The following is a 14,944-nucleotide window of genomic DNA, read 5'->3' on the forward strand; positions in this document are numbered from 1 at the left end:
ATCCAATTTAATTAGTTAAGGCATCCTGTGACCCAGCCGAATGTCCGGTATTCGGCGAGCAAATTGGCATTATCACTGCACTACTACGGCCAATGGACTGCCGGTTGGAGCGGCTTTCCAATTTCAATGATTAATACATCGTTTTATCTCGTCGAATGGTCGGTATTGGGTGAAAAATTGCTAATATTGCGACCTAACTGTGCAAAACGCAGGTCTTGGTATAATTTGCGTCAGGATTTATTGATTGGAGCCAGTTGATGAATAGATTCATTAAAAGCGGTTGTTGCACCTAGACCGCCTTGCTGCCAGAGAGTTTGGGCGACTATTTCATCGAGATCAATCCTGTATGAGTATTTGATGTTTTATTGATGAATTGGATCTTAATCAACTCGGTTTTTAGGGGGCAATCGGATGACTGGCAGACCAACCTATCACCCTGCAGTTCTATTGAATATTTCGATCGAACTTCTTCGCTTGAATTCTTTATTCCAAAGACATGCTAACTTTTTGTAAGCCACTCATTTTGCTATAAGGTCATCAATGTCAGAACTACTATATTTTTTAAACAAATACTTTGTCAATACTACTCTAGAGGCATTTATTTTGTTTGTGGTAATTCCCGGCTTACTTTATTACTTGAGACAAACTCAAAAATGGGACATTGCACTGCAAATGTGCACATTGGTGCTAGATGATCTTGATGACTTTAGTCATTTAGAAAAAATATCATCCCAAGCTGTCACATTTAAAAATTTGAAATTAGATAGAGATATAAGGCTTTCAAAAATTTCTTGCTACAGAGACTATTTTGGCTCGCGTGAAGCAAATATTATTAATATATCACATTTCAGTGATAAAGAACTTCGCAATGATATACTCACGATCGGGCGAAAAATAAGACAGTTCATTGGTTCGGCCAGATCACACAATCAAAAACTAGAACAAAATGAATATAAATGGCGTGATAACGACCCCATTTCAGATGTCGTTATTAACGAGATTAGCCGACAGTCTGAGGTGCTAAACGATGAATACCGAAAGATTGTTAGTGACATTAATGAACTAAGGGAAAGAATATTCTTTTTTGAAAAGAAAACAATCCGATCAAAAAAATATCATTACTCCATAATTGCAATAACAATCCTTTTTATCTTAAGTATTGTTATTGTTCCTAAATTACTTTTAGAGCCATCAGACTCTTCTAGTGGTAACTCTGTAGGGGCTTTGGATACTGGGGATGATGGGGATGTTGGGGATGTTGGGGATACTGGGAATACTGGGAATACTGGGAATACTGGGAATACTGGGAATACTGGGAATACTGGGAATACTGGGAATACTGGGAATACTGGGAATACTGGGAGTGCTCAAGATAATGAAAACCCTGATAACTTGGTATTTTGGGTGCCTGCTTTATTGTTTCTTATCGCTGGCGTCGGAGCGTTTGCCCTAAGGAAGGGAGCCTGGAGCGTAGTTTTTGGAAGCTCTTCATTAATAATTGGCGCAATCTATGTAGGAGGATTTAGATTGGCTGATAAATTAAGTTTTGTCGAAAAAATGGAGGCTCCTGTTAATTTAACATTTGAAGGGATAACCATCAGCAAAACCATAAATGAAACTCTTCCAATTAAGCAGATATCCGAAAATAGCAGCAATAATCTTGCTAAACTCGAGTTCGTTGGAAAAATCGAAGGATTTAAAACAGGCGAAGACAAAATTCCATTGTTTGATATTCAACAGCAACTAAATAATATTGTCAATAACCATCCTTATTTTCCTTCGAGGAATTGCATTGTTCTCATGGGTAGCGCGGACAAACGGATGCTTAGAAACGCAGTTATGCTTCTTCATGAGTCTAATACATTGCTTGCAAAGAAACGAGGGTATTGGGTTGCGGAACAGGTTTCAAATTACATAAGCGGGTTAACTGAAGGTTATGTAGAAAAATATAAGCCTGATATTTCAGTATTCGCAGTTGCTCCAAAACACCCCTCATCAAAAGCCACGGATTTTGATTTAGCATCAGATCGACGTGTTGATATATATGTTTGCGATACAAATACTGACAAAACAAAAACTTCAGAAGTAAAATTACCGACGAGTCCAGGTTGAATGATCGGAATAATATTTCTATATGTGCGATGCTGTGTGATATCAAGAGCTAGATAAGAAACTCACTAATTTAACATTTGCTCAGAAATGTCAGAAGCTTGCCATTCAGAAATCAACCTTGAAGGTCGGAAATGGCTTGGGTGAGGTTGCCAACGACTGCTTTGTAGTACTCCAGGTTCATGAATCTGGAGTTGACTGACAGTCCGCTTTGGAGAAACGGGACAGGCCGGTTTGGGTGTGCGCCGTGCAAAGGCGGCGCTTTATCAGTGGGTGAGAGACCCACCCGGCTAAATCGCTCCGGCCGGAAGCAATCGGAGCAGTCATGGAGGTAACGAAGTGGCTGAAGCCTTCGATGTAAAGAGATCGCTTTAGGCGATTCAGCGAGTGTGCAGGCCGTAACGCGAGTGAACACTGAGCAAGCCTCGAAAAGGTCGATGCGCAGGCCGACCCGGCAGCCATTCCGGGGAAGGCTGATACGGTTGGGGAAACGAGCGAAGAGTATTCCCAGTCGCTGCGCCGGGGTAGTGGTGACAGCATGTACACAAGGTAAGCGCACGCAACACGGGAAGCCCTGCGGCGTGGTCAGCGATGACCAACCGGACGCCCGCGAGGGACAGGCCGGGCGCTGTAGGGTGGCGGAGAGGCTTGTAGTACCGGGGAAGCCGGGTAATGCCGGTGGAGGGAAGGGGCCTTAGTTCAAGATCAACGCAATAAGTGGAAAAGGACAGGAGATTGGGTAACCTATCAACTCCGTTAAGAGTTCAGAAACTACAGATGGCGTTACACGCAAAAGCGAAGGCTGAAGCTGACTATCGTTTCTATGCGCTGTACGACAAGATATACCGGGAAGACATCTTGGCGCATGCCTACGTCTGTTGCCGGGCCAACAAAGGTGCGCCGGGCGTGGATCGTCAGGACTTTGCCGATGTCGAAACGTATGGCCGGGAGCGATGGCTTGCGGAACTGGCGCTTGCGCTCAGAGAGGAGAATTACCGACCGAATCCTATCAGACGTGTTTATATCCCCAAACCGAATGGCAAACTGAGGCCACTGGGTATATCGACCTTACGAGATCGGGTCTGCATGACGGCAGCGATGCTGATATTGGAGCCGATCTTCGAAGCGGATTTACCCGACGAGCAATATGCCTATCGAGCGGGCCGTCATGCCCAGCAAGCGGTGGGCGAAATCAATCGCCATATGTTTAAAGGTCATCTGGACGTCGTTGATGCCGACTTGGCGGATTACTTCGGGAGTATTCCACATGCCGAGCTAATGAAATCGGTAGCTCGCCGTGTTGTAGATCGACGTGTGTTGCATCTCATCACGATGTGGTTGGAATGTGCGGTAGAAGAAACCGACCGACATGGGCGGACGATACGCACTACCGAGGCCAAAGATAAGCAACGCGGTATCCCGCAGGGTTCACCCATATCACCCTTACTGTCGAATTTATACATGCGGCGGTTTGTATTGGCATGGAAGAAACTGGGCCTGGAACGGGGGCTCGGCAGTCAAATCGTCACCTACGCCGACGACCTTGTTATCTTGTGTCGACGTGGCAAGGCTGAAGAAGCCTTGTTATGGATGCGTAAGATCATGGAGCGGTTGAAGCTCACGGTCAATGAGGAGAAAACGCAAATCTGCAAAGTGCCGGAAGGTGTGTTCGATTTTCTGGGTTACACATTCGGTCTGTTATATAGACCGCAAAACGGTAAGCCCTATCTGGGCTACCGGCCATCCAAGAAAAGTATTCGGCGCATGGTCGAGAAGGTTCAGGCGTTGACGGCTTATTCAATGGCGTGGCATGACACCACGTTGCTGATCTATAAATTGAACCGCATGCTACGCGGTTGGGCGAACTACTTTAGGGTAGGAACCTTCAATCGTGCCTATCGTGCGCTTGATAATTACACGGCAGCGCGGTTGCGTCGGTGGTTACGCAACAAGTATAAGGTGAGAAAGCGAGCAGGCGGAGGCTATCCATCTTCGTACCTCTATCAGACCCTTTTGGTTTGGTACGCTTAAGCCGCTTGGGGCGCGACGATCCGTGGGCGAAAGCGTGACATCTTGTCCGAGAGCCGGATGCGGGAAATCTGCCAGTCCGGTTCGATGAGCGGGGTGTGGAAACGGGGTTAAGGCAAGGCTATTTGGGCACCGTCAAACGAAAGAGGCGGAAACAGACAAGCTAAACCTAATTCTACCGCGCCACATCTCGACTCTACCGAACTCGACCACTGAAAACAAAATATTCCAAAGCTTTAAGCCGAATAGCTCGTTCGCTTTTTCAGCCTCTGTAGATATGCTGCTCGCTTTGGTTTATACGCCAAAAATCCAAAATCATGCATATCAAAAACTTTCGAATTCACTGGCGAAATTTTGGAATACTCGATTTAAGGTATTTTATAGGCATGCCATGGTTTCGTGTGCATACCTTGCAGATAGGTGGGTGAGGGCGGAGGTATCGAAGGTAGGTTCCAGACATAAAGCGTTGTGAACCCTGGCCTGGAATATGCCCAACAAGGTTTTAAATTTACATCTATGTTTGCGAACGCGCCAACGGGGCAAGAATTTGTGGATCTTTAGCGGCTGAAACTACGCCAACGTGTTGTGTCGCCATTGTGCTTCCATACCTGCGGATGCTTTGATAAATTGACGATTACGCCACGCGGCACCAATATGAGGTGGCAGTCGATTCGACTGGTCTGGACATTAAAAAAGGGAGGCCTAGCTAGGCCTCCCTTGTGTCGTTAAGCTGGAAGCTTATCGTTTAGCGGTCGGTACGTTTGTATTCGACACGGCGGTTGTAGGCACGGCCTTCATCGGTTTCATTGGTATCGACCGGTTTGGACTCTCCGAAGCCAACCGCTGTCAGGCGCTTGCCTTCCACGCCTTGTTTGATCAGCTCGGCTTTGACCGCATTAGCTCTACGTTCCGACAGTTTTTGGTTGTAAGCATCCTTACCGTAACTATCGGTGTGGCCCTGAATCTCAATGGTCAAACCAGGGTTCATTTTCATCACTTCCACGGCGTTTTGGATCAGTGGGCCGTATTTGGCTTTGACGTTAGATTTGTCGAAATCGAATAACAAGCCGCGAAATGCCCAGCAACCGTCTTTATCGACGATGGCGCCTTTTGGGGTGTCAGGACATTTGTCCACACAATTGCTTACGCCGTCTTTGTCGTCGTCTTGTGTTGAACAATCGGCCACTTTTGGTGTGCCCGCTTTCAGGAAGACGTTTTTAACGAAATCGCTCATGCCTTTAGAGGTGGTAATCGCTTCGGCAGTAGTCGAGAATCCACAACCCGATGCATTGGCCAGTTCTTGCAGCACCGTTTGCCCCGCGGCATCTTGGTCATTGCCGACCCAAACTGTATAAATGCACAGCTTGTCCCCGTATTGGGATTTAAGCGCTTCGGCAGTTGGTAGGGGCGAGACTTCCTCGATACCATCACTAAAAACGATTAAGGCAATATTGCCGGGAGCAGCGGTGATATCTTTGCCGGAATCGCTTAGCGCAGTGGCCAGTGGTGTGCCGCCGCTAGAGCATTCGAGAGAAGTAATCGCACTTTCGAAACCGGCTGGAGTGTAATTCTGCACGGCTTGATTGAGATAAGTCGAGCCCCATGATAGGCATGGACCAAAACCGAAGCTGCGTAAACCGGATGTCAGCGGCATGACCGGAATGGATTTGTTAAACTTGTTGAGCAGATTTTTTTCGACATCCAGCTTGGTGCCACTGTAATCGGTAGAATTTACATAGGTGCGGCTCATTGACGAAGATGAATCATTAACCACGAAAAAGCTGTTGGTTTTTTGTACCAGTTTTCCGGATTTAACCAGTGCGTTAAGGTCTTCCGGCTGGAAGGCCTGGAAATTATTGCTCGACTGCGTCGCGCAACCGGAAAGCAGCGCTCCGGCCAGAGTGGCCGTGAATAAAAGGTTTCTTTTCATGTTTTAATTCTCCAGGTTGTTATTCTGCATCTACAAGGCCTAGCGTACCGCCTTGGTGTCTTAAGTCTAACATCAATCCCTTATTTTTAAATAGTGCGTTCATCTTATCCAGGCGCCGTGAAATAATGCCGGTTTGTTTTTAATCCGTAGGCTTCCTTGGAGAATGTAATGGGCAAGATTTTAATTTTCTGTGCGATGTTTTTACTTGCTAGTGCGGTAAAGGCTGACAGCGTGAAAGAAATGGCTGAGCACGGTAATGCGCAGGCGCAAGCCAAATTGGCGTCGCTATATTTACTCGGCCGAGAGGGCTTTGAGAAGGATGAACACAAGGCTGCGGAGTGGATGGAAAAAGCCGCGAATCAAGGTCTACTCGATGCCCAGGTAGTCATGGGGGCGATGTACGATAGAGGCATGGGTGTCAGCAGCGACAGAGATAAGGCGACCGATTGGTACGAAAAAGCTGCTAAACAAGGACATGCCACCTCCCTGGCCATATTAGGCAGAAACGACGCAGCCAAAGGCAGCGTACAATTTAATTATCAAGCGATGCGATTAAACGCATCGCGCTCCATTCCCGGCGAATACGCCAAGAAATTTTTAACAACTAAATAATTGACGATGAGTATTAGAACCCGCTTTGCCCCCAGTCCTACCGGTTATTTACATGTTGGCGGTGCCAGAACCGCTTTGTTTTCGTGGTTGTATGCGCGCAAACACGGCGGCAGATTTATTTTGCGAATCGAGGATACCGATCTTGAGCGTTCCAGTCAGGAGTCCGTGAATGCAATTCTGGAAGGCATGACTTGGTTAGGCTTGGAATATGACGAGGGCCCTTTCTATCAGACGCATCGTTTTGATCGTTACAAAGATGTGATTCAGCAATTGCTGGCGCAGGGTGATGCCTATTATTGCTATTGCAGTCGCGAGGAGTTGGAGGTTTTACGCGAGCAGCAAATGGCCAACAAGGAAAAGCCGCGTTACAACGGTAAGTGCCGGCACGGTGTTGAAAATCCGCAAGGTGAGCGGGTGGTGCGCTTTAAGAACCCGGAGCAGGGCGAGGTTATCATCGACGATCTGGTGAAAGGTCGTATCGTTGTCGCTAACAAGGAGCTGGATGATCTGATTATTGCCCGTTCCGACGGCACCCCGACCTATAACCTGACGGTGGTAGTCGATGACATGGATATGGGGGTTACGCATGTGATCCGTGGTGACGATCATGTCAATAATACGCCCAGGCAGATTAATATTCTGAAAGCCTTGGGTGCGCAATTGCCGGTGTATGCACACGTGCCGATGATTTTAGGTTCGGATGGCGCGCGCCTGTCCAAACGCCACGGTGCGGTCAGCGTGATGCAGTATCGCAATGACGGGTATTTACCCGAGGCTTTGTTGAACTATCTGGTGCGATTGGGTTGGTCGCATGGTGATCAGGAATTGTTTTCCTTGGAAGAGATGGTGGCGTTGTTCGAGTTGGAAAAAGTCAACGTTTCCGCGTCCACGTTTAACACCGAGAAGTTGTTGTGGTTGAATCACCAATACATCATGAACAGCGATCCGGCGCATGTTGCCAGACATTTGGCTTGGCACATGGGGGAGCGCGGTATCGATCCGACCACCGGTCCGGGATTGGTGGATGTGGTTAAAGCGCAACGCGAACGTTGCAAAACCCTGGTGGATATGGCAGCCGAAAGCGAATACTTTTACAAGGAATTCGACGCTTACGAAGAAAAAGCCGCCAAGAAGAATTTCAAAGCGGGCGTGGACGATGTATTGCAACATTTACTGGCGCAATTTAACGCTATCGGCGATTGGGAAGCGTCAGGCCTTCATCAAGTGGTATTGGATAGTGCCGAGCAATTGCAGCTTAATCTGGGTAAAGTCGCGCAACCCCTGCGCGTAGCGGTTTGTGGCAGTGGTGTATCGCCGGCTATTGATCTGACTTTGGCTCTATTAGGCAGAGAGAAAACCTTGCGCAGAATAGAGCGAGCCATCCGATACATAAAGAATGTAGAAAAGTCCTAGACAAAGTTCTGAATATCCGTATAATACGAGGACTCAACTACGGGGCCATAGCTCAGCTGGGAGAGCGCTTGCATGGCATGCAAGAGGTCAGGAGTTCGATCCTCCTTGGCTCCACCAAATAATAGTTGATTTAGTCCTGAGTCCCCATCGTCTAGTGGCCTAGGACACCGCCCTTTCACGGCGGTAACCGGGGTTCGAACCCCCGTGGGGACGCCAATTTGGCTAAAGTCGGTTAAGCCGGCAATTCGTATTAAAGAAGTCATTCTTAAAAAATAGTCTTAGTCCCCATCGTCTAGTGGCCTAGGACACCGCCCTTTCACGGCGGTAACCGGGGTTCGAACCCCCGTGGGGACGCCATCAATTCTTAAGGTTATAGCTCTGGCACAGTAGCAATATGCGGTGCCAAGTTTGCTATGCCGTCTGTGTTAATTCAATATCTTAAGTCGAATCGCTATTTCTCTGGGATGTAGCGATTAGTTTCTTCTGTGCTGATCGCTTTAGTAGGGCTGTTTGATCTCGCGAAGCGTAAGGGTAAACCTAAATTGCTGATTTAAGTTTACCCTTATGGCGAATCAGAAAGATCTAATTTCGCAAATCGATTTGAACTGTACGCAGGGTTATCTGAAGCCCTAGGTGGACGGATGGCCGGCCTCAATCATTACTTTTAGCTTAGAGCCCGGTTTGATGTCCGCCTTGTTTTTGGGAACGTTATTCCATTTGCGGAGCTCGGTGACGTTGACATTAAATTTCTTTGATATCTGTGCCAATGTGTCGCCGGCTTTCACCGTGTAGCTGATTTGCTTGATGGAAGGCGCGGTCGATGCCACGGTTATACTGCTGCTGGTTTTCTTGATAGTCAGTTTTTGGCCGGGTTTCAGCGCCGCTTTTTTGGGTAATTTATTCCAACTCACAATATCGTCTTTATCAACAGAAAAACGTTGCGAGACATCCCATAGGGTATCGCCTTTCTTAACCGTATATTGTTGTTTGCTTGATTGAGCAGGCGTTGGTGTGGATTGTTGCGATACTGCAGCAACAGCCGGTGTGGTTGGTTCGCCCTTTTGTGAATGAAAAGAGACCGGGATTAACAGGATTGAGCCTTGGGCAACCGTATCGTCGTCAAGATGATTGACATTGATAATCTCTTCGACGCTGGTGCTGTGTTTGCTGGCTATGCTTTTTAGAGTCTCTTTCTTGCCCACCGTATGGTGTTCCCATTTGATTCTCTCTTGGTGTGGCAATTCAGCCAGTTTTTCTTTAAAAGAATCGGCTTTGCTTACCGGAATCAGCAGATGTTGCGCGCCGTTCGGATCGGTGCTCCAGCGGTTATAGCCAGGATTGAGCTTTAAGAAATCATCTAGCGGGGTTTGTGCCATTTCGGCGGCTTTACCCAAGTCGAGCTGGGACTTTACATCGACCAATTCAAAATAAGGTTGGTTGGCGAATTGATGCAGATTGACGTTGTATTTTTCCGGGTTGGCAAAGATCTTGGCGATTGCCAGCAGCCTGGGTACGTAAGCTGAGGTCTCGTTGTTCAAGTCCAAGGACCAGAAGTCGGTAGGCTGTCCGCGCTCGAGGTTTCTATCCACGGCGTTTTTTATATTGCCTTTGCCGGCGTTGTATGAGGCGAGAGCAAGTAACCAGTCGTTATTGAAAGTCTCGCTCAGTTCTTTCAGGAAGGTGGTGGCTGCTTGAGTCGATTGCACTACATCGCGTCGTGCGTCATACCAGCTGTTCTGTTTTAACCCGTAAAGACGCCCGGTAGGCGGAATGAATTGCCAGAGACCGGATGCTTGAGCTGGCGACATTGCGTCAGGTCTGAAAGCGCTCTCAACCGCAGGTAACAGTGCCAGTTCTCCGGGGATATTTTTCGCTTCAATTTCGTTGAGGATGAAATATAAATAGGGCTCGGCGCGTTGTTGTACCCTGGTCAGATATTCAGGGTTTCTAAGATACCAGTTTACTTCGCGGTCGATTCTGGCATTATCGATTTCCGGTAAGGCATAAAGAGACAGCATCCTATCCCAGATGGTGGCGTGCTCTTTTGCTTCTACCTGCTTGTTGTGGATTTTTCCGGCATTGCCATTACGGGTAAATACGGAAAACTTGCTAGTTGATGATTGGCTTAGATGGTCTTTTTGCGCATGTTGGCTACAACCGGTTGCTAGCAGAATAGGCAGTAGATAAGACAGATGACGGCCTGATTTTTTGGAAATTGAGCGGGGCATTGTCTGAACTCGCTAAAATAAAAAAATTAGATCCTAGCATGGCTTTCTAAAATAGCCAAAAAAACATACCCTTAGCGGCGGTTAAATGAAGAGACAATTTCTATTTGCGTTGTACCAAACCCCACGGGGTAAGCTACTGCAAACCATGGAAGCCAACTATCTGCGAAGATCAATAACGGTGAGTTGTAAGCAACAACAACTCCAGATCGGTGGTTTAGGTTGGGAAAATGAGTTCGTCGATTTTTCCTTGTATAGGAATTATCTAATTCTTGACGGCAAGGCCTTGGGTGATGCTGGCGCGTTGAAGGTGACCGCTAAAGCTTTTAACTTGCCTATTCAAACTGAATCGATGGATTTAGTCATACTTCCGCACATTTTAGAGTTTGACGCACGGCGATTTCAAACCCTGCGCGAAGTCAATCGCGTGTTAAAGCCGGGCGGCGAATTGGTCATGCTGAATTTCAATCCTTTCAGTATGTCGGTACGTTTCCAGTTTTTATGGGACCGGAAGCTTGCGGAATCTTGGCGGGCGCATTTCATTACCAAAGCGCGGGTTTTGGATTGGTTGAAATTGATGAACTTCGAATTGTTAACGACTGCCGAGTTTGGACTAGACAGCTATACCATCGCTCACGGTAAATTCGAATTTAGTTTTGCGTCTTTGTTTGCTATGGCTTACGGCATTAAAGCGGTGAAGAGGCAATATACATTGATTCCTTTGACCGCGACGCAGCAACGCCGAAGCAATTTGGCTGCGGTTGGATTAGGTTTGAAATCGAATTTACTTAGATAGGTTGACCATGACTGAAGTGATTGTTTACACAGATGGTGCATGCAAGGGCAATCCTGGGCCTGGAGGCTGGGGTGTGCGCTTGGAATATCGAGACAAAGAAAAGGAACTATGCGGTGGTGAACCTGAAACGACGAACAACCGGATGGAGTTGGTAGCCGCAATACAAGCTTTAGAAACTTTAACTAAGCCTTGCAGCGTCAAATTGCACACTGACTCCAAATATGTTTTGCAAGGCATTACCGAATGGATGGCTAACTGGAAAAAGCGGGCATGGAAAACTGCGGCAAATAAACCGGTGAAAAACGAAGATTTATGGCGACGTTTGGATGCTGCGATCCAGCGGCACAACATCGATTGGATATGGGTGAAAGGACATGCCGGGGATGTTGGTAACGAGCGTGCCGATCAGTTGGCCAACCTGGGAATCGAACGATTGTCTCGCCGCTAAACTAATTAAAATCGGGAAAACACATGTTAGGTTCGATAGCTGCCGCGTTAGTCGGCATTTGGTTTTTCAACACTGCGGCACGCTCAGGTCGTCCGGCTGTCTCATGGGCGGTGTCGGGTGTGGTGGTGTATTTTTTGGCGGCGCTTCTCTGGACTTTGGCAATTACGCCCGGTGTCAAAGATGCTGCAAGTCACAGCCAGAGCACTACGCTGATCTTTATCGTTCGCTATGCCTATATCGGTTTTGGCGTATCGGTAGCGGTTTTGCTGAATGGTTGGTTGAATAAATCCGCCGACTCTGAATAGCGCGCCAGTGTCAAATTGGTCGGTCTATATCATTCAGTGTGATGACGGCAGCTTATATACCGGCATTAGTACCGATGTTGAGCGACGTTTCCACCAGCATCTGATGCAAAAAGGGGCCAAATATTTCAGAAGCCGACAACCTCGGCAACTGGTGTTTGTCGAAGCGGGGCACGACCGCGTCTCGGCTTCCAGAAAGGAGGCGTTGATCAAACAAATGAAACGTTGCGAAAAGCTGGAGCTTATCGCTGCTTACAGGCGTTAAATTATTAATTACAGCTATTTTGCGGGAGATAAATTTGGCCTGTTAATGCGGATAGATTTGAGAATGATTTGCATTAAATGTTGTAGGGGTTTTATACTCGAGTCTCAAATTCTTGGAGACCGATATGAAGCCATTCAACTCAAAACTTAGCGCCGCGATCTCGGCGATTGTCGTCAGTGCCGGGGTAAACGCTGCGGGGATTCCCGTCGAAAAGCCGCAGACCATGGATGAAATGTGGAAGATCATTCAAGCTCAGCAGCAGCAGATTGATAGCATGACTAAGAAGCTGGAGGCGGTTGCCCAAAAGGCGCCAACTGGCGAAGTCAGCAATTTAGAGCGCAAAACTAATGTGTTGACGGAAGAAGTGGAAAAGCTCCGTACCGAATTGGTGGTGCCGGAAAAAGTGGAATACAAAAGTGCTTATGGTTTAGGTCCTGCGGCGTCGAAAGTTTATCAAGCCAGCAAAGGGTTGTCATTGGGTGGCTACGGTGAGGCCAATTATCAGGCTAGAGTCAACGACCAAGGCGGTCGAGATGAAGATGGTAATGTCAGGAATTCAAATAATGCCGACCTGGAGCGCTTGGTTATTTACGCGGGTTACAAATTTACTGACAGCATTCTGTTTAACAGCGAGATCGAGTTCGAACATGGAACCACAGGTGAAGGTAGTGAAGAAAGGGGTGAGGTTTCGGTAGAGTTTGCGTCTTTGGATTTTTTCATCAATAGAATGGCTAATGTTCGGGCAGGTATGTTGCTGATGCCTATGGGCTTCATCAACCAAATACATGAACCGCCATTTTTCTTCGGAAACAATCGTCCCGAAGTCGAACGGCGTATTATTCCGAGTACCTGGCATGAAAATGGACTCGGTCTATTTGGTGAATTGTTGCCAGGATTGACCTATACCACATACGTAGTCAATGGTATGAATGCTAGAGGATTTGCGTCCAATGGTATTCGAGAAGGCCGCCAAGGCGGCAGTCAGGCATTAGCGGAAGATTTGGCCTACGTGGGTCGAGTAGATTACGCGCCAGCGTTTGTACCTGGATTAAGTGTCGGCGGATCTGCGTATCTTGGTAAGTCTGGTCAAAATCAGTTTTTCGCTGGCGAGAAAGCCGATGTGATGACAGAGCTATATGAAGCGCACTTGCAGTGGAAATATCGCGGTCTCGAATTCCGTACGCTGGGTTCCTTTGGTCATGTTGGCAATGCGGCGATATTGTCTGCTGCAAATGGTAATGGAGTCATTGGCTCGGAAAATTACGGCTGGTACAGCGAGGTCGGTTACGACATTCTGCCGCATGTCTTGCACGATACCACCCAATATTTGGCGCCATTTTTCCGCTATGAACGCTTGGATACAGTTGCCAAAGTGCCAGTGGGGTATGCCGATGATTTCACCAAGGATATCGAAATCTTCCAGGTCGGTATGAACTACAAACCGATACCCAATGTGGTGATCAAAGCCGATTACCGTAATTTCAATCAGAAATCAGGTACGTCACCCGATGATTTCAACCTCGGTGTAGGCTTTATTTTCTAACAACGATATTGTTATCAGCATGCCCCGTTGCTTTGATTGACGGGGCAATCCCTTGTTTTACCGGCATAACCAATCCAATTTTCAACTGCTGCGGCTTGGCAAATTGATGCCCGGTCTCTATCATAGCCGCCCTGTCATTCACTTAATTGGATTTCTCCAAAGTATGCTGTTTTCAAAATATTCCCGGTTCTTCCTGATTCTACTGGCTTTTTGCCTGACGACTCTGAGTGCTTATGCCACTGTGTTCTACAGCAAAGAAGAAGCAATGAAGCTGGCCTTCGGCGACGACGCGACCGTGGAAATGCAATCGCTGTTTCCCACGCCGGAGGAAGTAGCGCAGATCGAACAGCTTGCGAAGGTCAAGCTGGAATCCAATCTGTTCAGCTTTTATGTGGGCAAGAAGCAAGGCGCCGTGATCGGCTATGCCGCCATTGAAGCGCACACGGTTAGAACCAAGCCGGAAACCTTGCTGGTGGTATTAACGCCGGAAGGCAAATTGCGTAACGTCCATACGCTGGCGTTTCATGAGCCGCCGGAATATCAACCGCCTGAGCGCTGGATGGCCTTGCTGGCGAATCATTCCATCGAAGAGTTGAGCCTGAATCAAGATATACAAGGGGTGGCCGGGGCGACGCTCAGCACCCGTGCCGCAATTAATAGCGCCCGTAAGGTACTGGCGATTTATCAAGTTCTCATCCAAAACAAGCCACACTGATGCGTTTTTTTGTTACCGGCGAACAGAATCGCCAGCTGCTGATCAATACTCTGATCTTGATGTTCTTGGCCTATGTGGCTTTGTTGTGGATCAGCAATGGTCTGATGTACTTCCATAAAATGAATCTCACACCGGAGTCGGTCGTTTCTTACTATTTGGGCAACGAGCAAGAGTTTAACGAACCGAAAAGCTATCAAAGTTTGCTGGAAGTCAGTCATTTTCATTTGTTTGCAATGGGCATGTTGGTATTGACACTGACGCACCTCATGCTGATGACCTCGTTGCCGACGCTGATGAAAGTCTGGATTAGCACGATAGTTTATGGTGCGGCGATAGCCGATGAAGCGGCCGGGTGGTTGGTGCGTTATGTCGATCCGGCTTTTGCTTATTTCAAAATAGCCGCGTTTTTATTACTGGAAACATCCTTGTTCCTTTTGATCGTCATAGTCAGTTTGTCGTTGATTGAATCGCGTCGGCAATTGCGTTAAAACCGTTTTCCTCGTTGTCACTATTTAATTAATCGGCGCACTCTGCCTGTTCGCTACTGTCCTATCAACG

At 47.5% G+C, this 14,944-nt stretch carries 13 protein-coding genes and 3 tRNA genes; 14 read left to right on the forward strand and 2 right to left on the reverse strand.

Going from position 1 to position 14,944, the window contains the following annotated elements:
- Positions 1-540 precede the first annotated feature (540 nt).
- Both METH11B_RS29320 and ltrA read left to right on the forward strand, forming a co-directional pair.
- Complete coding sequence (locus tag METH11B_RS29320) at positions 541-2,112, forward strand: hypothetical protein (RefSeq protein ID WP_026604278.1); 1,572 nt, start codon at positions 541-543, stop codon at positions 2,110-2,112.
- Positions 2,113-2,886: 774 nt separating this feature from the next.
- Positions 2,887-4,140 (forward strand): group II intron reverse transcriptase/maturase, encoded by a 1,254-nt coding sequence (gene ltrA / locus METH11B_RS0124335; RefSeq protein ID WP_026601969.1) that lies wholly within the window; start codon positions 2,887-2,889, stop codon positions 4,138-4,140.
- Positions 4,141-4,882: 742 nt separating this feature from the next.
- Here the strand turns inward: ltrA and METH11B_RS0124340 are convergent.
- Positions 4,883-6,067, reverse strand: a complete 1,185-nt coding sequence (locus METH11B_RS0124340) for an OmpA family protein (RefSeq protein WP_026604279.1) — start codon at positions 6,065-6,067, stop codon at positions 4,883-4,885.
- Between the two features lie 168 nt (positions 6,068-6,235).
- On the opposite strand from METH11B_RS0124340, the gene METH11B_RS0124345 reads away from it, so the two are divergent.
- The 5 genes from METH11B_RS0124345 (at position 6,236) to METH11B_RS0124365 (ending at position 8,449) form a co-directional block, all read left to right on the forward strand.
- Positions 6,236-6,679, forward strand: a complete 444-nt coding sequence (locus METH11B_RS0124345) for a tetratricopeptide repeat protein (protein WP_026604280.1) — start codon at positions 6,236-6,238, stop codon at positions 6,677-6,679.
- A 6-nt stretch (positions 6,680-6,685) separates the two neighbouring features.
- Complete coding sequence (gene gltX, locus METH11B_RS0124350; protein WP_036278294.1) at positions 6,686-8,092, forward strand: glutamate--tRNA ligase; 1,407 nt, start codon at positions 6,686-6,688, stop codon at positions 8,090-8,092.
- A gap of 41 nt (positions 8,093-8,133) precedes the next feature.
- A tRNA-Ala gene (locus tag METH11B_RS0124355) sits at positions 8,134-8,209 on the forward strand.
- Between the two features lie 23 nt (positions 8,210-8,232).
- Positions 8,233-8,308 (forward strand) — tRNA-Glu (locus tag METH11B_RS0124360).
- 65 nt (positions 8,309-8,373) lie between these two features.
- A tRNA-Glu gene (locus METH11B_RS0124365) sits at positions 8,374-8,449 on the forward strand.
- Positions 8,450-8,721: 272 nt separating this feature from the next.
- Here the strand turns inward: METH11B_RS0124365 and METH11B_RS0124370 are convergent.
- Positions 8,722-10,320, reverse strand: coding sequence for a lytic transglycosylase (locus METH11B_RS0124370; RefSeq protein ID WP_026604282.1), 1,599 nt, complete (start codon positions 10,318-10,320; stop codon positions 8,722-8,724).
- Between the two features lie 85 nt (positions 10,321-10,405).
- On the opposite strand from METH11B_RS0124370, the gene METH11B_RS0124375 reads away from it, so the two are divergent.
- From METH11B_RS0124375 to METH11B_RS0124410, 7 genes are all read left to right on the forward strand, one after another.
- A complete protein-coding gene (locus METH11B_RS0124375) occupies positions 10,406-11,113 on the forward strand; it encodes a class I SAM-dependent methyltransferase (RefSeq protein ID WP_026604283.1) in 708 nt (235 codons plus the stop codon).
- A gap of 7 nt (positions 11,114-11,120) precedes the next feature.
- A complete protein-coding gene (gene rnhA, locus METH11B_RS0124380) occupies positions 11,121-11,561 on the forward strand; it encodes a ribonuclease HI (RefSeq protein WP_036276424.1) in 441 nt (146 codons plus the stop codon).
- Between the two features lie 23 nt (positions 11,562-11,584).
- Positions 11,585-11,866, forward strand: a complete 282-nt coding sequence (locus tag METH11B_RS0124385) for a hypothetical protein (RefSeq protein ID WP_026604285.1) — start codon at positions 11,585-11,587, stop codon at positions 11,864-11,866.
- A 7-nt stretch (positions 11,867-11,873) separates the two neighbouring features.
- A complete protein-coding gene (locus METH11B_RS0124390; protein ID WP_026604286.1) occupies positions 11,874-12,128 on the forward strand; it encodes a GIY-YIG nuclease family protein in 255 nt (84 codons plus the stop codon).
- Positions 12,129-12,252: 124 nt separating this feature from the next.
- Positions 12,253-13,671: a hypothetical protein gene (locus METH11B_RS0124395; RefSeq protein ID WP_026604287.1), complete on the forward strand. Its 1,419-nt coding sequence runs from the start codon at positions 12,253-12,255 to the stop codon at positions 13,669-13,671.
- Between the two features lie 163 nt (positions 13,672-13,834).
- Entirely contained in the window at positions 13,835-14,386 is a 552-nt protein-coding gene (locus METH11B_RS0124405) for an FMN-binding protein (protein WP_026604288.1), read from the forward strand.
- On the forward strand, positions 14,386-14,874 hold the full coding sequence (locus tag METH11B_RS0124410) for a hypothetical protein (RefSeq protein WP_026604289.1): 489 nt from the start codon (positions 14,386-14,388) through the stop codon (positions 14,872-14,874). The genes METH11B_RS0124405 and METH11B_RS0124410 overlap by 1 nt, the downstream gene beginning before the upstream one ends.
- The last annotated feature ends 70 nt before the right edge of the window (positions 14,875-14,944 follow it).

The sequence above is a fragment of the Methylomonas sp. 11b genome (genome assembly GCF_000515215.1).
In the GTDB taxonomy this organism is placed as follows: Bacteria; Pseudomonadota; Gammaproteobacteria; order Methylococcales; family Methylomonadaceae; genus Methylomonas.

Coding starts and splice junctions, on each gene's coding strand:
- METH11B_RS29320 (WP_026604278.1), top strand. CDS start 541: ATGTCAGAACTACTATATTTTTTAAACAAATACTTTGTCAATACTACT.
- ltrA (WP_026601969.1), top strand. CDS start 2,887: ATGGCGTTACACGCAAAAGCGAAGGCTGAAGCTGACTATCGTTTCTAT.
- METH11B_RS0124340 (WP_026604279.1), bottom strand. CDS start 6,067: ATGAAAAGAAACCTTTTATTCACGGCCACTCTGGCCGGAGCGCTGCTT.
- METH11B_RS0124345 (WP_026604280.1), top strand. CDS start 6,236: ATGGGCAAGATTTTAATTTTCTGTGCGATGTTTTTACTTGCTAGTGCG.
- gltX (WP_036278294.1), top strand. CDS start 6,686: ATGAGTATTAGAACCCGCTTTGCCCCCAGTCCTACCGGTTATTTACAT.
- METH11B_RS0124370 (WP_026604282.1), bottom strand. CDS start 10,320: ATGCCCCGCTCAATTTCCAAAAAATCAGGCCGTCATCTGTCTTATCTA.
- METH11B_RS0124375 (WP_026604283.1), top strand. CDS start 10,406: ATGAAGAGACAATTTCTATTTGCGTTGTACCAAACCCCACGGGGTAAG.
- rnhA (WP_036276424.1), top strand. CDS start 11,121: ATGACTGAAGTGATTGTTTACACAGATGGTGCATGCAAGGGCAATCCT.
- METH11B_RS0124385 (WP_026604285.1), top strand. CDS start 11,585: ATGTTAGGTTCGATAGCTGCCGCGTTAGTCGGCATTTGGTTTTTCAAC.
- METH11B_RS0124395 (WP_026604287.1), top strand. CDS start 12,253: ATGAAGCCATTCAACTCAAAACTTAGCGCCGCGATCTCGGCGATTGTC.
- METH11B_RS0124405 (WP_026604288.1), top strand. CDS start 13,835: ATGCTGTTTTCAAAATATTCCCGGTTCTTCCTGATTCTACTGGCTTTT.
- METH11B_RS0124410 (WP_026604289.1), top strand. CDS start 14,386: ATGCGTTTTTTTGTTACCGGCGAACAGAATCGCCAGCTGCTGATCAAT.